Source organism: Krasilnikovia sp. MM14-A1004 (assembly GCF_047159485.1).
Taxonomy (GTDB): domain Bacteria; phylum Actinomycetota; class Actinomycetes; order Mycobacteriales; family Micromonosporaceae; genus Actinoplanes.
Genome location: NZ_AP038773.1, coordinates 3206752 through 3227393, shown reverse-complemented (window position 1 = coordinate 3227393; position 20642 = coordinate 3206752). Strand labels below are relative to the sequence as shown.

Genomic DNA, 20642 nt, shown 5'->3' with positions numbered 1-20642 from the left:
GTGGCGGCCGGGGCGCCGGGGACCGATGATGGGTGTCGTGTCCGGACGGCATCGACGCCCCTCGCCGCGCCGCGCGGCCGCCGCAGCGGCCGCCGCGGTGGCCGTGCTGGCGGTCGCCGCCGGGCTACGGTTCGTGTTTCCGCTGCTGGCGGGCGCGGGCTGCGGCGAGCCGGTGCGGTTGGACGTGGCGGCCGCACCGGAGGTCGCCGCGGCCGTTCAGGCCACGGCCCGCGACTGGATGCGTACGGGGACCGACGGCGCCCGGTGCGTGAGCGTGACCGTCCGGGCGGCCGAGTCCGTCGACGTGGCCTCCGCGGTGGGCCGCGAGCAGCGGGCCGCGTTCGGTGGCTGGGGCGCGGGCGGTGCCGGGGTCGCGGTCCCGCAGGTCTGGATCGCGGACTCGTCGACCTGGCCGGTACGCATGCGCGCGGCGGTGCCGGGCTTCACGATGACCGACGAGGGCCGGGTCGCGGTGAGCCCGGTGGTGTTCGCCGTTCCGGAGCCGGTCGCGCGGAACCTGGGCTGGGACGGGCGCGGGATCGGCTATCAGGACCTGACCACGCAGCTGACCTCCAGTACGACCCTGCGCGCCGGCACGGTGGAGCCGTCCCGCGACGCGGTGGGCCTGTCCGGCCTGCTCGCCCTCGACGCCGCGGCCGCCTCCGCCGGGCCGCGGGCGCTCGACGGGGTGCTGCATGCGCTGGCCACCGGCCGTTCGGCGTTGCGCGCCAACCTGCTCCAGCAGTTCCCGGTGGCCGACGACGCGGCCACCGTGGCGGGTGCTCTCGGGGTGGCGGCACTGTCCGAACGGGACGTGGTCACGTACAACGCGGGCAGTCCCGCGGTGCGGCTGAGTGCGCTGTATCCGCAGCCCGCTCCGGCGGCGCTGGACTTCCCGTACCTGATCCTGCCGGGTGTCACGGACGAGCAGGGCACGGCGGCGCGGGCGTTGTTCCGGGCGCTGGGTGGCGCGACATTCCGCGAGCAGCTGGGCCGGGCCGGGCTGCGCGGGCCGGACGGTGTGGCGCACGGCTTCACCGCACCCGACGGCGCGCCGGACGTGGCCGATCCCCGGGCCATGCCGGTCCCGGACGCGGCCGCGATCGTGCGCGCGCTGGCGGGCTGGTCCGGGGTGGTGGCGCCGGCCCGGGTGCTGGCGGTCGTCGACGCGTCCGGCAGCATGCGCGACCCGGACGGCACCGGGGGCACCCGCATGGGCGCGGTGCTGAGGGCCGCCCGGGACGGCCTCACGCTGTTCAGCGACGACTGGCAGGTCGGGCTGTGGCGGTTCGCCGGTGCGCGGCCCGGCCATCAGGAGCTGGTGCCGATCGGGCCGCTGGCGGGCAATCGCGGCGCGGTCGAGACGGCCCTGGCGGGCATCACCGCGCAGGGCGGCGACGCGGGTCTCTACCGTACGGTCCTCGACGCGTACCGGACGGTGCAGGACGGCTGGCAGGCGGGCCGGGTCAACTCCGTCGTGGTGCTCACCGACGGGGTGTCGGCGCCCGGCGACCTCGCGTTGCCCGAGTTGCTGACCCAGCTGCGGTCGCTCAAGGACGACGCCCGTCCGGTGCAGGTCGTGCTGGTGGGCGTCGGCGACCGGGTGGATCGCGCTTCTCTGGATCAGATCACCCGTACGGTCGGTGGCGGTGTCTTCGTGGCGCGTGACCCGGCCCGGGTGGGCGACGTGTTCCTGCAGGCCATCTCGTTGCGGGTGGCGGTCGCCCGCTGAGGGCGGGCACACACTTCTTTTCCTATCTGCGATGTAGGTATTCTGGATGCCGACAGAGCGGAGACTGTGATGAGGACGCACGCGCCCCTCGGCGCACCCCCGGCTCGTGGTCGCGGCGACGCGGCGGCGGTCCGGCACCAGTTCGAGCGGGATGCCATCTGGAGCCGGATGGTGGCGCCGGGCGACCGGCTCCCGGCCGTCCCGGTCGTCGAGGTGGACCTCGGTCCGATCCACCTGGACCGGCTGCGCCGGACCGGCCCTGTCGTCCTGGTCTTCTTCCACCACGCCACCTCGGTCCCGTGCCTGGCCGCCCTGCGCCGCTACGCGCAGTCCCTGGCACCCGCCCTGGACCGTCTCGGTGCCCACCTACTGGCGGTCAGCCCGCAGGAGCGCGGCCGGCTGGAGGCCCTCAAGTTCCGCCTCGGCACCGACATGCTCGTGGCCTCCGACCCCCGGCACTCACTCATCGACGCCCTGAACCTGGGGTTCGCCTCGCCCGACGCGGCCACGCTGCTGGGCACCGGCCGGTCCGTCCTGCCGTTCCCGGCGGTGGTGGTCGCGGATCGCCGGGGCGTGGTCCGCCTTGTCGACGTGTCCACGGACCGCCCTCCGGCAGCGAGGATCATCGAGGTGGTGCAGGGGATCCAGGGTGGACCGTCGCGCACCGGGGAGCGCGCCGGTATCCGGTGACCGCCCGACCGCCCGAGGCGTTTCCGACCGCCCGTACCGTCGCCCTTTCGGGCGGGCCCGGACGGCTGCCGCGCGGTTACGGTCCGGAGAGATTCCCTGAACGACTCACGAGGGCGGGACCATGGCGGGCGAACCGGAACTGCACCCCCACACCTCCAGCGAGTGGGTGACCTACCTGCAGCAGCTGCTCACGCACTACGGCGTCTGGTCGGGGCCGGAGGACGGCGACTACGGCGACGAGTTGCTCGACGTGGTCCGCGGACTGCAGCAGCAGTATCAGCTGAACCCCGCGGACGGGGTGGTCCGGGCCGACCTGTGGGCCCTGCTCACCGGCGAGTCGACCTCGTCGTCCGCGAGCTCCACCCCGGCCGACGCGGGCCCTTCGGACGGCGGGCACTCCGACGGCGGTCACCACGCCGGGCATCCGGACGGCGGGACGCACGGTGACAGCCACGCGCTGCCCGCGACGGGGGCGCACGCCGAGGAGTTCCCGGCGTCGATGATGTCCGGCGGCCTGCCCGCGTTCAAGTACAACCTGCCCAGCGTGCCCATGGCCGAGGTCTTCTTCGACACCGGCAGCGCCGCGGTCCACATGCGGCTGTCGCTGATCGGCAGCGTGACCGTGACGTTCGAGCATTCCGCCCACGGCATCACCACGACGGTCAACGACCAGACCTGGCGGCTGGCCGCCCAGCAGTCGCTGGACGGCATCACCGAGGGCATCCAGATCCAGGGCGTCGGCGGCGACCGGGTCAGCTTCAGTACGACCTTCGGCAACCAGTTCGAGCAGACCGAGGTGCGCTACACCCCGCCGAACACGATGTCGTTCCTGGGCAGCTGCCTGATCGGCTATGTGGTCGACACCGAGGTCGGGCAGGCCACCGTACGGGGTTCGGTCGGCTTCCAGCTCGACGTCACGGTGACGCCGCACCCGACGCCCGAGCCCGCCCCGGAGGTCGAGGACGAGCGCAGCTGGTTCGAGGAGTACGCCCCGCAGATCCTGACCGGCGCGGCGATCGCGCTGGTGGTGGTCGTGGCGGTCGCCGCGGCCCCGGAGACCGGCGGCGGCAGCCTCGAACTGATCGAGCTGGCGGCCGGCGCCATGTAGCAGCCGGAGCCCGGTAGCAGCCGGTCAGGTTGCTCCCGGGAGCCCGGCCAGCGCCGCGACGAGACGGTCGACGTGTTCGGCCCGGGTGCCCACGCCGAAGCTGGCCCGCAACGCGGCCGGCGCCGGGGTGGCGCCCGGGTCGAGCCGCGCGGTGGCCTCGGCCAGCAGGCGCCGGGTCAGCGGGTGGGCGCAGAACAACCCGGTCCGTACGCCGATGCCGTGGCCCCGGCCGAGCGTGGCGGCCAGCTCGTCGGGGTCGGCGCCGAGCACCGTGAACGAGACGATCCCGACGCGCGGCGCCGCCGCGTCGAACAGCCGTAGCTCCTCGACGTGCGGCAGCGCGGCCAGCGCGGCGCGCAACCGGGTCACCAGGGCCCGCTCCGCCGGGTGGTCCTGCCCGCTGAGGGCCCGGCAGGCGGTGGCCAGCGCGACCGCGCCCAGCAGGTTCGGCGTGCCGGCCTCGTGGCGGGCGGGCCCGGTGTGCCAGCGCACCGTGAGGTCGGCTCGCACCTCGGCGCTGGCGCCGCCCCCGGCGAGGTACGGCGCGGCGGCGTCGAGCCAGTCGGCGCGCCCGGCCAGCACCCCGGCGCCGAACGGCGCGTACAGCTTGTGGCCGGAGAAGGCGAGGTAGTCGGCGCCCAGCTCGGGCAGGCGGGCGGGGGCGTGCGGGGCGAGCTGGGCGGCGTCGACCGCCAGCCGGGCGCCGTGGTGGTGGGCGACCTCGGCCAGCCGGGCCACCGGCCACAGCTCGCCGGTGACGTTGCCCGCCGCCGTGACGGCCACCAGCAGCCGACCGTCCAACCGGGCCAGTGCGGCGTCCAGCGCGGCGACCGCGTCGTCCGGTGAGGCGGGGGCGGGCAGCCGTACCGGGTGGCGCCACGGCAGCAGGTTGGCGTGGTGCTCGGCGTCGAAGGTGACCACAGTGGTGCCGGGCGGCAGCGCGTGCGCCAGCAGGTTGAGCGCGTCCGTGGTGTTCCGCGTGAACACGACGTGGTCGTCGGGGCGGCAGCCGACGTACTCGGCGACGGTCTCGCGGGCCTGGTCGTACTCGCGGGTGCAGCGCTGGGCGAGGGCTCCGGCGCCGCGGTGCACGCTGCCGTAGAACGGCAGCAGGTCGGCGACGGCCTCGGCGACCGAGGTGAGGCAGGGCGCGGTGGCCGCCACGTCGAGGTTGGCGAACTCGACGCTGCGGCCGTCGGGGAGTTTGACCTCGCCGGGGTTGAGGACAGTGAGCACGGGGTCACCTTCCGCTCGCAGTCGGTGTGCCCCGCCACTGTGCGGCAGGATCCTCCGGTAAGTCAACTATCCCTATAGCCGAGATATGGAATGGTCACCCCGGTCCAGCGCGTCGTCGGCGGGGCAGCGTCCGCGCAGCACGTACCGTTCGAGGTACTCGGCCACCGCGTCGCGCAGCGGCCGGGCGACACCCTGGCGGGCCAGCGCCGCGTAGGCCGCGAGGAAGCACTGTCGCGCCGCGACGGCCAGCGCCGGATCGGTCAGCGCCGCGCGGGCCGCCCGGCTCCACAGCCCCGGCGTGTCCGTCAGTGCGGCGGTGGCGGCCAGGGCCGCCTCCCCGGCGTCCGGATCGTCGACCAGGGCGGCGATCACGGCCAGCGGGACGCGCCAGCCGTCGCCGGGCTGCCCGTCGGCCACGTCGATCTCCAGGTGCCCGCGGGCGGCCACCGGCGCCCGTACGGTGCGCAGGTGTCGTTCCAGGTCGGCCAGCGTGGGTGCCGTGGTGCCGCCGGAGCGCAGCCAGTCCCGGAAGCTCGGCGATTGCGGCCCGGCGCCGGCCACCGGTGCGTCGAGCACGAGGGCGGCCCAGGCCGCGCGGGGATCCGCGGTGACCGCCGCACCGCCCGGTCGGCGTGATCCGGTGGCACCGGACACGCGTGTTCCGGCCTCGCCGGGCAGGCCCGGTCCGGCCGAGCCCGGTCCCTCTGCTCCGACCGGGCGGGATCCGTCGGCGTCGGGAGCCGGGGCGGGCGGCAGCCGCAGCGCCACTCGCGTGCTGCGCCACCCGGTCGGGCGGCCGCGGCGCAGCGGGGAGTTGGCGAACGCTGCGGCCAGCACGGGCGCGATCGCCCGCGCGACCTGCCAGCGCCGGGCGATCCCGCCCGGCCCGGCGTCGTCGGTGCCGGCCTCCAGCACCACCCGCACCCCGGCGGTCGCGTACGCATCCGGTGCACCGGGTGTGGCGTCGGCGGCGCTGTCCAGGATGGCGAGTCCGTGGCCGGCCGCCAGGGCCCGGGCGGAGTGGAGGTCCTGTGTCATGCGCTCGGCGCAGCTCTCGAGGCCGGGCGACGGTGGGCCGCTGGCCACCAGGACGCGGGCCGAGCGCGCGGTCAGGTAGCCGTGGCGCATCCGGGGCCGGGCGGCCAGCGACTCCAGTAGCGGGTGCGGCAGTCCGGGGCGCTCCAGCAGCAGCTCGACCGTGAGGCCGAGCAGTCCCGGCGCGGCCGGGGTGAACGCGGTCGCGGCGAGGTGTTCCTCGGCGGCGGCCTCGGTCAGCGTGATCACGGGGGGTCTCCTGCTCAACGTGGGGACCCTCACCCTACTCCTCCGATGGGACTTGTGGGTACCGCTCCGCGCCGCCCTTGACGGACCGTCCACATACCGGGACGCTGCCTAGAGAACCGATAGGAGAAGGGGTGAGCGTGATGGCGGTCGGGGTCGCGGTGGTGGAGACGTCCTCGCTGGGGGACCGGAGCTACCTGGTGCACGACGGCGACGTCGCGGTCGTGGTCGACCCGCAGCGCGACATCGACCGGGTGCTGGCCCTGGCCGGACGCCTCGGCGTCACGATCACCCACGTCGCCGAGACCCACCTGCACAACGACTACGTCTCCGGCGGGCTGGCGCTGGCCCGCCTCACCGGTGCGGACTACCTCGTGGCCGCGGCCGAGCGGGTGGATTTCGACCGCCTCGCGGTCGCCGACGGCGACGAGATCACGATCTCGGACGAGCTGCGGCTGCGCGTCGTGGCCACCCCCGGCCACACCTTCCACCACCTGTCGTACGTGGTGCTGGCCGACGGCGCGCCGGTCGCCGCCTGCACCGGCGGCTCGCTGCTGTACGGCACCACGGGCCGCACCGACCTGCTCGGCGCCGAGCACGCCCGCACCCTGGCCGCACACCAGCACGCCTCCGCCCGCAGGCTGGCCGACCAGCTCCCCGCGTACGCGGCGCTCTGGCCCACACACGGCTTCGGCAGCTTCTGCTCGGCCTCCGCCCCCGACGCGGACACCTCCACGATCGGCCGGGAACGCGACGTGAACCCCGCGCTGCGGCTCGACGCCGGGCAGTTCGTCGCCGAGCTGCTGGCCGGGCTGGGGGAGTATCCCGCGTACTACGCGCACATGGGGCAGCGCAACGCGGCCGGCGCCGCCGCGATCGACCTCAGCCGTCCCCCCGCCGCCGGACCGCCGGACCTGCACGAACGGATCGCTGCCGGTCAGTGGGTGGTCGATCTGCGGGCGCGCAAGGCGTTCGCGTACCGGCATCTGGCCGGCGCGCTGAGCTTCGGCCTCGACGGGCCGCTGGCCACCTGGCTCGGCTGGCTGCTGCCGCACGGCGCCCCGCTGACCCTGCTCGGGGAGTCCGCGGCGCAGGTCACCGCGGCACAGCGGGAACTCGCGCGGATCGGCATCGACCGGCCCGCCGCCGCGGCCACCGGCGTCCCGGAGGACTGGGCCGGTGGCCACGAGATGCGCCTCGCGACGCTGGCCACCGCCACCTTCGCGGATCTGGCGGCCGCGTACCCGGGTCTGGCCGGGCGGGTGCTCGACGTGCGCCGGAGCCAGGAGTGGGCGGCCGGGCACGTGGACGGCGCGGTCCACGTACCGTTGCCCGAGCTGGCCGGGCGACTGGCCGAGCTGCCCGAGGGCACCCTGTGGGTGCACTGCGCGGCCGGATACCGGGCCGCCGCCGCAGCGAGCCTGCTGGCCCGCGCCGGACGCCGCGTCGTGCACGTGGACGACGCCTGGGCGAACGCGGCCGCCGCGGGCCTGCCCATTCGCTGAGTAGCCCCGGCGGGTCACTCGACGCGTCCGGCACGGCGCACGTCGTGATGGTCTTCGACCGCGGCTGGGCGTTCGCCTGGTCCTGGCGGTCCGGCTGGACCGCCTCAGGCCCGTGGCCTACTGGCGTTCCGGTTCGTCGAACGACAGGGACAACGTGCTCCGGTACGCACCGCTTGGTGCCTGACCCGCAGACTTGTCGAACGGTTCGGATTCCACCGGCCAAAAGCGAACAGCGCGGTAGGGGAATCCGTCCTGACCAGGTTGTTCCCAATCGACTTCGACAGCTTGGCCGGCAGCGAACGATACATATCCGGGCACTGCGGCGGCGCTGAAATGCGCCCAGCACCCGCCCGGCGTGTCGTTTGATTCAATGACACCCCAGCCCTCATTCTGATGCCATTCTCGAACGATGCCGGCAACACTCATGGTGGCGACGCTACTGCGATGCCCATTCGATGTCAAGGAGATGCGGTGTGGGCTGGACAGCTTGCCCGCCAAGCCCGCACGGACTGGCTTTGTCTAATTCCTGAGTATCACCGATCCGGCCCAGGATACGGATCCAGTGCCGCCAGTGCCGACGTTGTGGCGGAAGGTGGCGTAGTCCTGATAATCAATATCGTTCCCCGCATAGACCGGATTCATAGTGCCGTGAATTGTGTAGTCCTTGGGCACGACATGTGGCGCATTCTGGCCAGCGAAAGCACCGTTCCGCCACCATTGAAGGCCAATCTCCGACACTGAACTCACGATTACGCTCTGTAGGCTGGCGCTGAGCTTCCATCCCCAGGTGAGCGTGCGAGGGGATCCGCAGTTGTACTGAATGTAAAAAGTGCTGTTGGCATCGTTTCTGCTGATGTAGCCGAGGCACCACATGCTTTCACCGGTCGGCGTAACCGTCGGGCCGGCCATGGCTGAGGTGATTGCGGCGGCTTGCTGCTGAGAAATGGGACTGTCGAAGTTGAGGCGAAGAGTGCTGTGGAAGGAATCGCCGGCGTTGGCCGCGATGACCAAGGTTTTCACCCTGGAATCGCGGCTGATCGCCTGGGCGGGCGCTGCTGTAACGGCGGAAAGGAGGGCGGCGATCATTGCAACCATTCCCACGCCGCGAATGCTGATTGGACAGGGCAGATTCCTGCGTCTCGACACAGCTTCTCACCGTTCGGTAGTGGACCGGTTGGGCGGCTGCAGCGGGGAACAACCTATCAGCACCGCTGACGCTGGTCAATGTAAAGATTCCAGCAGTCGAGTGGCGTGTATCTGCTTTCCCATAATCGGCGGGCCGACGCATTGTCGATCTCTTACCTGGATGGATCATTACTTGGCAAGAGATCGAAAGTACTCGGCGACCGCGGCAGCCGCGGGCCCACCCCTCGTCGGCGAGCGGGAGCCGGCCCGCGGCCGCGGCGCTCAGGCGCTCAGGAACTCCTCCAGGACCGTGGCCAGCCGCACGGGCGTCTCGTACATGGCGTAGTGGCCCGCGTCGGGCAGCACTTCGAGGCGCGCGTTCGGGTAGTGCGCCAGCCAGGTCTGTTTCATCGCGGCCTCACCGAGCGCGGGGTCGTGCGCGCCGACGACCGCCAGCGCGGGCACCGGGCTGCCCTGGATCTCGGCGGTGAAGTCGGTGCGCGCCCACGCCGGCAGGTACGCCCCGAACGCCTCCACGGTGGACTCGGCCAGGGAGGCGCGGACCATCATGTCGAGCCAGTGCCCGGACAGCCGGTTGCCCGTGGTCAGGTCGATGATGGCGCGCCGGTTCGCGGGCTCCCCGGCGGCGCCGCTGAACAGCGCCCAGCCCTGGTCGTCGAACGGCACCCCACCGGCCGGCACGGGACTGATCCCGGCCAGCCGCCGCACCCGGCCGGGCGCGTCGGCCAGGACCCGCTGGGCCGCGCTGCCGCCCATCGAATGCCCGACCACGGAGAACTGTTCCCAGCCCAGTTCGTCGGCCAGGGCCAGGGCGTCGCGGCTGATCTCGCCGATGCTGTACTCGCCCGGGGTGTCGCGGCGCTCGCCGTAGCCGCGGTAGTCGAGAAAGGCGTACGTGAAGCGCGCGGGGTCGACCAGATCCGGCAGCGAGCCCCAGCCGCGGGCCGAACCGAACCATCCGTGCAGGGCCAGCACCCGGTGCGGCCCACCACCCACAATCGTCGTCATGCGGGCATTCTGCTGCATCGCCGTCACCGGCAGAACCCGTACGGTGACGTGTCGTGTGGACTCAGGCCGGGCTGAACGCGCGGTCGGTGGGGGCGTTCCAGTCGGGCAGGTGCGCGCCCGGTGCGGTGAACGCCGCGAAGTCGGTGGTGTGGCGGAATGCGGGCAGCGCGTACAGGTCCCGGGCGTACGCCCACAGGTGCGGGTACGCGTGCAGTCCGGGGTTGATCGTGCGGGTGGCGTTGGGGTCCGGCGTCGTAGCGCACCAGCGTCACCCAGAGCCGGATGTCGGCGTCGGTGAGCACCCGGCCGAGCAGGAACCGCATCCGGGCCAGCCGCGCGTCGAGCTGCTCGAACGCGTCCAGCAACGCGGCCCGGTGCGCACGGTCGGCGACGCCGTGCCGGATCGTGGCGCCCAGCCTGCGGTCGATGTCCTCGATGCGGTGGCGCGCGCCGGCCGGGTACGTCTCCACCACGGCGCGTCCCAGGTGGCCGAAGCGGGTCGCCAGGTCGATGCCGATGGTGCGGGCGTCGTCGCTGACCACCCGGCAGCTGAGCCGGTCCCACAGGGCTGGCACCCGGACCCGCCCGGCGAAGCCTTCCTCCGTCGCCTCGTACGCCTCCCGCAGCAGCGTGAACCCGTTGACCGGGTCGGGACCGTAGCGTTCCCGGAACGCCCAGCCACGGCCGTCGCGGGCGCCGTCGACGTACGACATCGTGACGATGTCCTGCAGGCCGGCCAGCTCCCGGACGATCGCCAGGCGGTGCGAGTCGGGGCAGAACCGGCCGCCGTACACGTGGTAGCGGAACGGGCGGGCGGTGAACGGCCCGTCCTCGGTGATCCGGCCGCGGAAGCCCGGCGGGGTGTCGAGGCCGCGGGCCGCCGGGTACTCGCCGTAGGTGGCGGTGTCGGCGGGACTGGCGAGATGGCTGGCGGGCGACAGCTTCAGCATGGGATTCCTCCTGCCGGTCGGCCTGTCACCCACTGTCGTCCAGCCACGCCGCCATGTCAACGAAATCTATATGCTAGGTAGGAATGCTGGGTCGTCCGCTTTCGCCGTGGGCCATCCGGCGGGCCAGTTCGGCGGCGCGGCGCAGTTGCACCGCGCGTGCCTGCCGGAGCACGAAGGCGCGCAGCACGCCGGGGCAGCGCAGCTCGACGGTCTCGGTGACCCGGGTGCCGGCGCCGCGCGCCGCCAGCTCCACCGTGGCCACCAGCCGGACCCGGCCCGGGCTCACCACGGTGCTGACCAGCGCCGGGCCCGCCGTACCGAGGGTCACGGCGATCGGGTTGTCCCAGTGCAGCGGCCCGAACCGGAAACGCTCGACGGCCACGTACCCGATCGCGTCGCGGCCCTGGTCGTCGCGGACCCGACGCACGTCACGGACCGCGACGACCAGAGGGGACAACCCCACGTAGTTGTGCGGGTCGGCGAGGTGCGCGCGCACCGTCTCCGGGGGCGCCGCCACGGCGAACCCGTGGCGGAACGTCTCGATCGGCATGGCTCATGCTGACACGGGCGGCGCCGGCGGCGGATCACGACGTGACCGGCGTCGCGGTCGCGCGCGGGTTCAGCAGGCGCCCGGTCCTCCATAGCGGAACGTACGGTCACTGAGCGCGACCGCGCTGTAGACGCCGCCCTGGGTGCGCACCACCAGCTTCACCGGTTCCGTGGAGTCCGGGTACGAGGCGCTGCCGATCCGTGCCGCGTTGGCGTCGTCGGCCGCCAGCCCGTTGCCCATCTGGGTGCACGGCTGCGCGGTGGCGGCCGCCACCTCCCCGTAGAACTTCACCTTCCCGGTGACCGTGAAGCGGCCCTCCCACAGGCTGTCCGGGAAGTAGCCGACCCAGGTCGTGTCGTACGCGATCCACCACGCACCGCCGTCGTGCACGACGCCGAACTGCTTCGACGAGCCCACCGGCAGGGCCATCCCGGCCGTGGCGGTGCCGCCGTACGGCACGAACCCGCAGCCGTTGTAGCAGGTCCCCGCGCCGTCCTTCCAGTGGAAGACGAACAGGTGCGGATTGACGTCGCCGGAGTTCACGTCCCGGTCGACCGTCCAGCCCACCTCGACGATCTGCTGGCCGTCCGCGGACAGCATCGCCAGCTCGGCCAGCGAGTGGAAGTCGGCCTGCGCGACGGTCGGCTTCGCCACGGTGAAGTTCGCGTACGCCTTCTGCACCGCCACGGTCTGCGAGCCGATGCCGTACATGTAGTGGATCGGGTCCGCGGCCGCGGCCGCCGCCGCGGGTGGCGCCAGCGTCGCGCCGGCGGCCGAGGGCGCCCGGCCCTTGGGCGCGTACGCCGGGCGGGTGGTGCCGGTGCCCCGGCGGGTCTGTGGCACCGCGCCCCACGGCAGCCGGGCGGGCGGCGTCAGCGCCGGACCGGCCGCCGCCGGGTCCGCGGCGGGCGGTGCCGCCGGGGCCGGTGGTTCCGCGGCCGCCGCGTCCGGTGTGGAGGCGGCGCCGATGGCGGCGGCGGTGGCTAGGGCGAGACCGGCGGCCAGCAGGCCGCTGCGCATGGTCGACACTGTCCGTCCTCGTCGGTCGATGCTCGCGGGAACGCCGCCGACCATACATCGAGGTGGATCAGCGCCACCCCTGGCCGATCGGGTCCTTCGGCGGACACGGTCGGCCGGTTCCGCGCCGGAATCACCGGCGCCCGGCCCGGTGGTCACCGGGCCGGGCGCGGGAACCCGGGGCGGGCGGGGTCAGCCGGCGGCCGACCCGCCCGCGTTGATCGACGACGACTGCAGCGACCCGGTGGACAGGCCCCAGCGCAGCAGCAGGTCGTTGTACGCCCCGGAACGCATCAGCCGATCCAGCGCGTCCCGCAGGGCGTCGCGCAGCAGGGAGTTGCTCTTCGGGATCGCGATGCCGTAGAGGCCCGGCTCGTACTGCACCGTGGAGGCGAGCTGGTAGTACGCCCGGGTCCGCTGGTCGTTGGCCAACTGGGTGGCCGGCGGGAAGTCGTTGAGGGCCGCCACCGCCCGGCCGGTACGCAACTCCAGCAGCGCGTCGGCGTTGGTCTTGAACGTCTTGATCTCGATGGGTGTGTCGCCGCATCCGCCCTGCGAGCGCTTCAGCAGGTCCTCCTGGACCGTGGTGTGCTCGACGGCCACCACCTGGCCGCACAGGTCCTTGAGGTCGGTGACGCCCTTCGGGTTGCCCCGCTGCACCACGATCGACGTCCCCGCCGAGAAGTAGTTGATGAAGTCGGCCTTCTTCTCCCGCTCGGCGGTGTCCGTGATGGCCGACAGCACCCCGTCGTACTTACCCGCGGCAGTGGTGTCCAGCGCCGTACTGAAGTCCGCCTGGACCATGGTGACGGACACCCCGAGCACGGCGCCGAGCGCGGCGGCCAGGTCGGCGTCGAATCCGACGATCGTGCGGCCGTCCGGCGCGTACGACTCCATGGGCGCGTAGCTGGGATCGGTGGCGAACCGCAGGGCGCCCTTGTTCTTGACGTCGGGCGGCAGCCGGTCGTGGATCTCCTTGTCGAACTCGACTCCCGCGGAGTCGTTGCCGGCCGCGGGGGCGTCCGCGCGAGCGCACCCGGCCGCGGTCACCACCAGCGCGACACCGAGCGCGACCAGGCCCCGGCGGCGGGAGGAGTTGTTCATCGTACGAGCCCCTTTTCCTGCGGAACTGCGGCAACGGTGGTCGGTGTGCTGGTCTCGGCGCAGCGGTCCACCAGCTCGGCCCACGGGGCCGGGCGGGCGAACAGGTAGCCCTGGGCGTCGTCGCAGCCGGCGTCGGAGAGCCAGCGCTGCGCCTGCGGGGTCTCCACGCCCTCGGCGGTGACCCGGCAGCCCAGGCCGTGGGCCAGCTCGATCACCGACCGGACGATGGCGCGGTCCTGCGCGTCGTCCTCGATCCCGCGGACGAACTCGCGGTCGATCTTGATTTCCCGGACCGCGAGCGTGCGCAGCTGCGACAGGCAGGTGTAGCCGATGCCGAAGTCGTCGACAGCCACGTCCACGCCGAGCGCGGCCAGCTCGCCCAGCACCCGGACGGCGGTCCGCGCGTCGCCGGCCATCGCGGTCTCCGTGACCTCCAGGGTCAGCCGCTCCGGCGGGGTCCCGAACTCCTCCAGGGCCCGCGCCACCGACGTGGCGAAGCCGGGCGCCTCCAGGTTGCGGGCCGACACGTTCACCGAGACGGTCCACGGCTGGCCGGCCGCGGTCCACTGCGCCTGGTCGGCCAGGGCGCGGCGCAGCACCCACGCGGTCAACGGCTCGATCAGCCCGGACTGCTCCGCGGCCGGCAGGAACTCCGGGGGCGGCAGCAGCCCGCGCTGCGGGTGCTGCCAGCGCACCAGCGCCTCCACCCCGTACGTGGCGCCGTCGGCCAGGCGGACCTTCGGCTGGTAGAACAGCACCAGCTCGTCGCGTTCGATGGCGTGCCGCAGCTCCGCCTGCACCACCAGCCACTGGGTGGGCTGGGTGGTCTCCTCGCCCGAGTACAACACGATGCGCGACGCGCCCCGCTTGCCCTGGTACATCGCCGCGTCCGCGCGCTTCACCAGCTCCTCGACGGAATCGCCGTGGTCCGGGTACAGGGCGATGCCGAAACTGGCCTCGATGGTCAGCGGCACCCCGTCGAGGACGGTCTCCTGGCTGACCGCGTCGCGTACCCGGGCCAGCAGTGCGTGCGCCTGGTCGGCGCCCAGGCCGGGCAGCACCAGGCCGAACTCGTCGCCGCCCAGGCGGGCCACGGTGTCGTCGCTGCGCACGGCGCCGGTCAGCCGGCGCGCGATGACCCGCAGCAACTCGTCGCCGGCGTGGTGGCCCAGGGTGTCGTTGACCTCCTTGAACCGGTCCAGGTCCACCAGCACGATCGCGCCGCTGTCACTGCCGCGTACGGCGGCGTCCAGCGCGACCTCGGCCCGTTGCCGGAAGGCGTCACGGTTGGGCAGGCCGGTCAGGCCGTCGTGCAGCGCCTCGTGTTCGCGGCGGGCCGCGTGGCGGCGCAGCGAGCGCGTGGTCGACCAGGAGATGAGCGCGAGTACCACGTACAGGCCGAGCAGGCCCGCACCGAGCCGCAGGTACGCCCGGCGCATCTGCGCCTGCAGGTGCACGGCGATCGACTCGTACGGCAGGTACAGCTCCAGGACGCCGATCGCCTGACCCGACGCGCCGGCGATGACCGGCTGCAGCACCCGGATGACCTGCCCGATGCTGCGTTCGGCGTCCGGAACGACCTCGACGTCGGCGTGTCCGATGGCGGCGCCGCGGAACGCCCGGTGGCTGGCGGGCACCCCGCCGACGGTGGAGCCGTCGTCGGAGAACACCACCTTGCCGCTGAAGCTGCGCAGCCGGAGCCGGATCACCGAGCCGTGGAAGATCGCGAGGTCGGTGGCGGCCTGCAACCTGTCGCGCTGGGTGGCGCTCAGCCCGATGTTCAGGTCGGCGCCGTCCAGGGCGGGCGCCACGGACATCTCCTCGATCACGGCCGCCTGGGCGAGGCCCTGGTCGCGGCCGCGGCTGTCCGCGTCCTCGCGGGCCTGCTGGATCAGGACGGCCCCGAGCGCGAACACGGACACGAGGCTCGCGGCGGCGTACGCCACGAACAGGCGGGAGCCTGTCCGGGTGCCGCGCCTGCCGGAGGGTCGTGACCGCATGGACCTCTTATCGGCGTGTAGGCGGCACAGTGAACAATTTCCCCGGGGCTGTCCCTACCCTTGGGCGCAGGCTGCGGGGGAGGACTGTGGTGGAGCGGATCGAGGTCGCGCTGCTCGGCGCGCTGCGGGTGACCCGCGACGGGACGCCCGTGGAGGTGCCCGGGGCGCGGCTGCGCGGACTGCTGGCCCGGCTGGCGCTCGCGGGCGGCCGGGCGGTCGACGTCGCCGCGCTCACCGCCGCGCTGTGGCCGCAGGACCGCCCGGCGGACGCCGGCAACGCGCTCCAGTCGCTGGTCTCGCGGCTGCGCCGGGTGCTCGGGTCGGCGGACGCCGTGGCCCAGGCGGACGCCGGCTACCGCCTGGCCGTCGCTGCCGACGACGTCGACGTCGTCCGCTTCGAGCACCTCACCCGGGCGGGCCGGGCCCGCCTGCGGGCGGGCGAACCGGAGGCGGCCACGGCCCTGCTGACGCAGGCCGTGGCGCTGTGGCGGGGCCCGGTCGCCGCCGAGGCCGCCGCGGTGGCACCCGGGGTGGCGACCCGGCTGACCGGGGACGGTACGGAGACCGCGGCCGACCTCGCCGAGGCGGACCTGGCCCTCGGACGGCATGCCGAGGCGTGCGCCCGGCTGACCGCCCTGCTGGCCGAGGAACCGGTGCACGAGCGGGTAGCGGCCCTGCTGATGGACGCCCTCGCCGGGCTGGGCCGCCAGGCCGAGGCGCTGGCCCTGTACGACCGGGTCCGCCGTGACCTGGCCGACCGGCTCGGCGCGGATCCCGGCGCCGCCCTGCGCGAGCGCCACATGAGCCTGCTGCGCGGCGGGTCGCCGGACCGGGGGGCCGCACCGACACCGCCCGCCGTCCGCCCCACGGGGAACCTTCCGGCGCCGCTGACCACGTTCATCGCCCGCGAGGAGGACCTGGACCGGGTCGGCGCCCTGCTGCGGGGCGGGCGGCTCGTCACCGTCCTGGGTCCGGGCGGGGCGGGCAAGACCCGGCTCGCGCTGGAGGCGGCGCGCCGCGACCGCGACGCCCGGGCCGACGGCACCTGGCTGGTCGACCTCGCCGCCGTCACCGAGCCCGGCAAGGTGGCCGCCGCGGTGGTGTCGGCGCTCGGGCTGCGCGGCGGCGCCCTGTTCGAGCAGGGCCCGGCCCGTCCGGCCGCGGAGGGCCGCGACGACCTCGGCCTGCTGGTGGAACGGCTGTCCGGGCGCGAGTGCCTGCTGGTGATGGACAACTGCGAGCACCTGATCGAGTCGGCCGCCGAGGTCACCACCGCGCTGCTGGTGCGCTGCCCGCGGCTGCGGGTGCTGGCCACCAGCCGCGAACCCCTCGCCGTCGACGGCGAGTCGCTGGTGCCGCTCGGCCCGCTCGCGCTGCCACCGGCCGGCGCGGACCCGGACACCGCGAGCCGGGCGGCGGCGGTACGGCTGTTCACCGAACGGGCGGCCGCCGTGCGACCGGGTTTCACGGTCGACGAGTCGACAGTCGGCGACGTCGTCCAGATCGTGCACCGTCTCGACGGCCTGCCGCTGGCGCTGGAGCTGGCCGCGGCCCGGCTGCGCACGCTGCCGCTGGCCGAGCTGGCCGCCGGGCTGTCCGACCGGTTCCGGCTGCTCACCAGCGGCAGCCGCACCGCCCTGCCCCGGCACCGCACCCTGCACGCGGTGATCGCGTGGAGCTGGGATCTGCTCGGCGAGCCGGAGCGGGTGCTGGCCGACCGGGTCGCCGTGCTGCCCGCCGGGGTCACCCCCGGCTCGGCGGCCGCCCTGTGCGCGGACACTCCCATCACCGCCGCGCAGGTGCCCGAGCTGCTCACCGCGCTGGCCGAACGTTCGCTGCTGCAGGTCGCCGGGGACGGCCCGCGCTACCGGATGCTGGAGTCGCTGCGCGAGTTCGGCACCGACCGGCTGGCCGAGCACGCGGTGACCGTGCGGACGCTGGCCGCCCGGCACCTGGCCGCCCTGGTGGCCGAGCAGGACGCCCGGCTGCGCACCGCCGAGCAGCTTCCCGCGCTGCGGGTGCTGCGCGACGAGTACGACAACGCGCTGGCCGCGCTGCGCCACCTGTGCGACTCGGGCGACGCCGCCGCGGCGGTCCAGCTCGCCCTGGACCTGTGCTGGTACTGGCAGATGTTCGGCCGCCGCGCCGAGGCGATGTTCTGGCTGGGTGAGGCGCTCTCGGTGCCGGGGCCCGCCGACCCGGTCGCCCGCGACTGCGCCGAGGCGGTCCGTACGCTCAGCGCGATGGGCGCCGAGCCGTCCCTGGTGACCGAGTCGGAGCAGGACCGCAAGGCCCGCCTGCACGACCTTGCCGTCCGGCTGGCCGCCCACCAGGAGCTGCCCGGCATGGTCGGCGCGCTGGCCGCCGTGGTGCTGTACCTCGCCGACCTGCGCGACGAAGCCCGCGTCCGTATCGACCGGGTGGTGGACGGCCCGGACGCGTGGCTGTCGGCGTTCGCCCGGCTGTTCCGGGCCCAGCTCGCCGAGAACGAGGGTGACGTGACGCGGGTGCGCCGCGACATCGACGACGCGCTGGAGAGCTTCCGGGCCGTCGGGGACCGGTGGGGTCAGGCGACCGCGTTGCCGTTGCGGGCCCTGACCCGCGAGTACGACGGCGACCTCGACGGCGCACTGGCGGACCTGAACGCGGCGCGGGCGCTGTCGCGTGAGTTCGGCTCGCTGGACGTCAACGACGAGATCTTCCTGGAGTTCCGCTGGGCCGACCTGCACCTGCGCCGCGGTGAGCCGGAACGGGCCGTGGCGGCCATCGCGGCCGCCCGGGTCCGCGCCGAGCACGCCGAGTCCGCCGAGCTGGCCGTGCTCATCGACGGCCTCGAAGCCGGGATGTGCACCCAGCTGGGGGAGCTGGACCGCGCCGAATCGCTGCTCAACCGCGCCGACGAGCGGCTCGCGCTGGGCGGTGCCGCGCTGGCCCGCGGTGACCACGGCACGGCCATCCTGGGGGCGGTGCGCGCCGCGCTGGCCGTGGCCCGCGAGGATCCCGCGGGCGCGGAGGCGGCGCTGGCCGCGGCGTACCCGGCGGCGGTGGCCAGCCGGGACATGCCGATCGTGGCGATGGTCGCGGTCGTCGCCGCCGGACTGGCCGACCTGCTGGGACGCCACCGGGACACGGCGGCGCTGCTCGGCGCGGCGGCGCGGTTGCGGGGCGCGCACGACCGTACCGATCTGCGGGTCGCGGAACTGACCCGGCGCGGCCGGGCCGCCCTGGGCGAGGAGGCCTTCACCGCGGCGTACGCGGACGGGTGGTCGCTGGACGCCGCGCAGGCGCGCGCCCTGGCGGACCCGGCCCGGCTGGTCCGCGGGGCGCTGCCCGGCCCGGGCAGCGCCCCGTCGATCGAAGCTCAGGCGCGCCGGGCGTAGGCCCGCAGCGCCAGCGGCACGAACACCACCAGCAGCCCGGCCATCCAGGCCAGGGTGACGGCCAGGTGGCCGGCGACCGGCCCGCCCACGAGCAGCCCCCGCATCGTCGCCACCAGCGGGGTGATCGGGTTGACGTGCACGAACGCCTGCACCCAGCCGGGCAGCGTGTCGGTCTGCACGAACACGTTGCTGCCGAACGACAGCGGGAAGACCAGCAGGAACATGACCCCCTGCACAGCACCCGAGGTACGCACGAGCATGCCCACCAGCACCGAGATCCAGCAGAAGCACAGGCCGAATCCGATGGCCAGGGCCACCGCGCCGGCCGCCGCCGTGGGGTTGGTCCCGATCCGGAAACCCATCACCATGCCGAAGCCGACCATCACCAGGCATACGGTGAGATACCGGACGATGTCCGCGGCGACCGCGCCGATCAGCGGCGCCGACCGGGAGATCGGCAGCGACCGGAACCGGTCGAAGACGCCCTTCTCGATGTCGGCGTTGAGGTTCTGACCCAGCGCGATGCCGCCCATGGCCAGCGACTGCGCCAGCATGCCCGGCAGCAGGAACTGCAGGTAGGCGTGCCGGTCGCCGCCCGCGATGGCGCCGCCGAACAGGTACGTGAACATCAGCAGGAAGATCACCGGCTGCAACGTCACGTCGATCAGCGCTTCCGGGGTACGCATCGTCTTGATGAGGCTGCGCCGGGCCAGCGCGATGCTGTGCCGCACCAGCGCGGCCAGGGATCCGCCCCGGCGGCGCTGCGCCGGCGCGTCGCGGTCACGGACCACGTCGGCGATCCCGGCCTGCCGCGGAATGCGCTCCTCGGTGCGCGTCGTCATATCGTGCCGGCCGGGTATGCCCTTGCGGCCCTCGCTGCGCTCGGTGCGGGCGGTCATACCAGTTCCTCCGTCAGGGTGGGCTTGGTGGTCAGCGCGTGGAAGACCTCGTCGAGGCTGGGCAGCTGCAGCGCGATCTCGGTGACCTCGACGCCGGCCCGGCGCAGCGGGGGCAGCAGCTCGTCGAGGGCCAGGTCTGCGGTGACCGGCACGGACGCGGCGCCGGGACGGGACCCGGCGGCGGTGTCCGCCGAGGCGGTGGTGCCGGGCGCGGCGACCGCGTCGAGCAGCGTGAGCACCTCGGGCAGGCGGGACGGGTCGGTCGGGCGTACCCGCAGGGTCTGGCCGCCGACGCGGCGCTTGAGCCCGTCGGGGGTGTCGTGGGCGATGACCCGGCCGGAGTTGATCACCACGATCTCGTCGGCCAGCGCGTCCGCCTCCTCCAGGTACTGCGTGGTCAGCAGCACGCTGGCACCCTGGGTGACCTGGGTGCGCACGACGTTCCACATGTCCTCGCGCTTGGCCGGGTCCAGGCCCGTGGTGGGCTCGTCCAGGAAGATCACCTCGGGGTGGCCGACGAGGCTGGCCGCCAGGTCGAGCCGGCGGCGCATGCCCCCGGAGTAGGTCTTGGCGGGGCGCCCGGCCGCCTCGGTCAGGTCGAACCAGCCCAGCAGCTCGTCGGCGCGGCGCCGGGCGTCCTTGCGGGTCAGGTCCAGCAGCTCACCGATCAGCACCAGATTCTGTACGCCGGTCAGGTCCTCGTCGACGGAGGCGTACTGGCCGGTCAGGCCGATGCGCCGGCGCACCTTCTGCGGCTCGCGCAGCACGTCGATGCCGGCCACGTACGCGGTCCCGGCGTCCGGGCGCAGCAGGGTGGCCAGCACCCGTACGGCGGTGGTCTTGCCGGCGCCGTTGGGGCCGAGCACCCCGAGCACGGTGCCGCGGCGCATCGCCAGGTCCACCCCGTCCAGCGCCCGGGTGTCGCCGAACCGTTTGCGCAGCCCCTCGGCGCGTACGGCCAGTTCGGTCACGATCGTCGTCCCTCCTCGGCGGCCCGGCTCAGTGCCGGGCCTCGTACCAGCAGCCTGCCGGGCGC

At 74.0% G+C, this 20642-nt stretch carries 17 protein-coding genes; 5 read left to right on the top strand and 12 right to left on the bottom strand.

The features are described from left to right. The first annotated feature begins 37 nt into the window (after positions 1 to 37). The 3 genes from ACMCNN_RS14600 to ACMCNN_RS14590 all read left to right on the top strand — a co-directional run bounded on the left by ACMCNN_RS14600 (position 38) and on the right by ACMCNN_RS14590 (position 3530). On the top strand, positions 38 to 1732 hold the full coding sequence (locus ACMCNN_RS14600) for a VWA domain-containing protein (protein ID WP_412746738.1): 1695 nt from the start codon (positions 38 to 40) through the stop codon (positions 1730 to 1732). Positions 1733 to 1801: 69 nt separating this feature from the next. Then, positions 1802 to 2422 (top strand): redoxin domain-containing protein, encoded by a 621-nt coding sequence (locus ACMCNN_RS14595; protein WP_412746737.1) that lies wholly within the window; start codon positions 1802 to 1804, stop codon positions 2420 to 2422. A gap of 121 nt (positions 2423 to 2543) precedes the next feature. After that, positions 2544 to 3530 carry a peptidoglycan-binding protein gene (locus ACMCNN_RS14590; protein ID WP_412746736.1) on the top strand — a complete coding sequence of 329 codons (987 nt, stop codon included), beginning with the start codon at positions 2544 to 2546 and terminating at the stop codon, positions 3528 to 3530. Between the two features lie 24 nt (positions 3531 to 3554). Here the strand turns inward: ACMCNN_RS14590 and ACMCNN_RS14585 are convergent, their stop codons facing one another. Both ACMCNN_RS14585 and ACMCNN_RS14580 read right to left on the bottom strand, forming a co-directional pair. After that, positions 3555 to 4766: an aminotransferase class V-fold PLP-dependent enzyme gene (locus tag ACMCNN_RS14585; RefSeq protein ID WP_412746735.1), complete on the bottom strand. Its 1212-nt coding sequence runs from the start codon at positions 4764 to 4766 to the stop codon at positions 3555 to 3557. A gap of 72 nt (positions 4767 to 4838) precedes the next feature. Continuing rightward, positions 4839 to 6050, bottom strand: a complete 1212-nt coding sequence (locus ACMCNN_RS14580; RefSeq protein ID WP_412746734.1) for a glutamate-cysteine ligase family protein — start codon at positions 6048 to 6050, stop codon at positions 4839 to 4841. A gap of 140 nt (positions 6051 to 6190) precedes the next feature. Here ACMCNN_RS14580 and ACMCNN_RS14575 point away from each other — a divergent pair, with 140 nt between their 5' ends. Beyond that, the gene (locus tag ACMCNN_RS14575) at positions 6191 to 7552 is read left to right on the top strand and encodes a rhodanese-like domain-containing protein (protein ID WP_412747175.1); all 1362 of its coding nucleotides are present in this window, start codon (positions 6191 to 6193) and stop codon (positions 7550 to 7552) included. Between the two features lie 117 nt (positions 7553 to 7669). On the opposite strand, the gene ACMCNN_RS14570 is transcribed toward ACMCNN_RS14575, so the two are convergent. The 8 genes from ACMCNN_RS14570 to ACMCNN_RS14535 all read right to left on the bottom strand — a co-directional run bounded on the left by ACMCNN_RS14570 (position 7670) and on the right by ACMCNN_RS14535 (position 15327). Beyond that, a complete protein-coding gene (locus ACMCNN_RS14570; protein WP_412746733.1) occupies positions 7670 to 7978 on the bottom strand; it encodes a cold shock domain-containing protein in 309 nt (102 codons plus the stop codon). 93 nt (positions 7979 to 8071) lie between these two features. Continuing rightward, complete coding sequence (locus ACMCNN_RS14565; protein ID WP_412746732.1) at positions 8072 to 8653, bottom strand: hypothetical protein; 582 nt, start codon at positions 8651 to 8653, stop codon at positions 8072 to 8074. A 306-nt stretch (positions 8654 to 8959) separates the two neighbouring features. Beyond that, on the bottom strand, positions 8960 to 9706 hold the full coding sequence (locus tag ACMCNN_RS14560; protein WP_412746731.1) for an alpha/beta fold hydrolase: 747 nt from the start codon (positions 9704 to 9706) through the stop codon (positions 8960 to 8962). A 23-nt stretch (positions 9707 to 9729) separates the two neighbouring features. Then, positions 9730 to 10656, bottom strand: a complete 927-nt coding sequence (locus ACMCNN_RS14555; protein ID WP_412746730.1) for a glutathione S-transferase C-terminal domain-containing protein — start codon at positions 10654 to 10656, stop codon at positions 9730 to 9732. A 73-nt stretch (positions 10657 to 10729) separates the two neighbouring features. After that, positions 10730 to 11206, bottom strand: a complete 477-nt coding sequence (locus ACMCNN_RS14550; RefSeq protein WP_412746729.1) for an SRPBCC family protein — start codon at positions 11204 to 11206, stop codon at positions 10730 to 10732. A gap of 69 nt (positions 11207 to 11275) precedes the next feature. Next, positions 11276 to 12226 (bottom strand): neprosin family prolyl endopeptidase, encoded by a 951-nt coding sequence (locus ACMCNN_RS14545; RefSeq protein WP_412747174.1) that lies wholly within the window; start codon positions 12224 to 12226, stop codon positions 11276 to 11278. Positions 12227 to 12415: 189 nt separating this feature from the next. Then, positions 12416 to 13327, bottom strand: coding sequence for a transporter substrate-binding domain-containing protein (locus tag ACMCNN_RS14540; RefSeq protein WP_412746728.1), 912 nt, complete (start codon positions 13325 to 13327; stop codon positions 12416 to 12418). Then, entirely contained in the window at positions 13324 to 15327 is a 2004-nt protein-coding gene (locus ACMCNN_RS14535) for a putative bifunctional diguanylate cyclase/phosphodiesterase (RefSeq protein WP_412746727.1), read from the bottom strand. The genes ACMCNN_RS14540 and ACMCNN_RS14535 overlap by 4 nt, the downstream gene beginning before the upstream one ends. 89 nt (positions 15328 to 15416) lie before the next feature. On the opposite strand from ACMCNN_RS14535, the gene ACMCNN_RS14530 reads away from it, so the two are divergent. Beyond that, complete coding sequence (locus tag ACMCNN_RS14530; protein WP_412746726.1) at positions 15417 to 18707, top strand: ATP-binding protein; 3291 nt, start codon at positions 15417 to 15419, stop codon at positions 18705 to 18707. Here the strand turns inward: ACMCNN_RS14530 and ACMCNN_RS14525 are convergent. Together ACMCNN_RS14525 and ACMCNN_RS14520 are read right to left on the bottom strand one after the other, a co-directional pair. Further along, complete coding sequence (locus ACMCNN_RS14525; RefSeq protein ID WP_412746725.1) at positions 18689 to 19606, bottom strand: ABC transporter permease; 918 nt, start codon at positions 19604 to 19606, stop codon at positions 18689 to 18691. The genes ACMCNN_RS14530 and ACMCNN_RS14525 overlap by 19 nt on opposite strands. After that, entirely contained in the window at positions 19603 to 20577 is a 975-nt protein-coding gene (locus tag ACMCNN_RS14520) for an ATP-binding cassette domain-containing protein (RefSeq protein ID WP_412746724.1), read from the bottom strand. The genes ACMCNN_RS14525 and ACMCNN_RS14520 overlap by 4 nt, the downstream gene beginning before the upstream one ends. Between the last annotated feature and the right edge of the window lie 65 nt (positions 20578 to 20642).

Bases quoted from the DNA above. Each gene is read 5' to 3' on its own strand.
- ACMCNN_RS14595 (WP_412746737.1), top strand. From the start codon at position 1,802: ATGAGGACGCACGCGCCCCTCGGCGCACCCCCGGCTCGTGGTCGCGGC.
- ACMCNN_RS14590 (WP_412746736.1), top strand. From the start codon at position 2,544: ATGGCGGGCGAACCGGAACTGCACCCCCACACCTCCAGCGAGTGGGTG.
- ACMCNN_RS14575 (WP_412747175.1), top strand. From the start codon at position 6,191: ATGGCGGTCGGGGTCGCGGTGGTGGAGACGTCCTCGCTGGGGGACCGG.
- ACMCNN_RS14570 (WP_412746733.1), bottom strand. From the start codon at position 7,978: ATGAGTGTTGCCGGCATCGTTCGAGAATGGCATCAGAATGAGGGCTGG.
- ACMCNN_RS14560 (WP_412746731.1), bottom strand. From the start codon at position 9,706: ATGACGACGATTGTGGGTGGTGGGCCGCACCGGGTGCTGGCCCTGCAC.
- ACMCNN_RS14555 (WP_412746730.1), bottom strand. From the start codon at position 10,656: ATGCTGAAGCTGTCGCCCGCCAGCCATCTCGCCAGTCCCGCCGACACC.
- ACMCNN_RS14550 (WP_412746729.1), bottom strand. From the start codon at position 11,206: ATGCCGATCGAGACGTTCCGCCACGGGTTCGCCGTGGCGGCGCCCCCG.
- ACMCNN_RS14545 (WP_412747174.1), bottom strand. From the start codon at position 12,226: ATGCGCAGCGGCCTGCTGGCCGCCGGTCTCGCCCTAGCCACCGCCGCC.
- ACMCNN_RS14540 (WP_412746728.1), bottom strand. From the start codon at position 13,327: ATGAACAACTCCTCCCGCCGCCGGGGCCTGGTCGCGCTCGGTGTCGCG.
- ACMCNN_RS14535 (WP_412746727.1), bottom strand. From the start codon at position 15,327: ATGCGGTCACGACCCTCCGGCAGGCGCGGCACCCGGACAGGCTCCCGC.
- ACMCNN_RS14525 (WP_412746725.1), bottom strand. From the start codon at position 19,606: ATGACCGCCCGCACCGAGCGCAGCGAGGGCCGCAAGGGCATACCCGGC.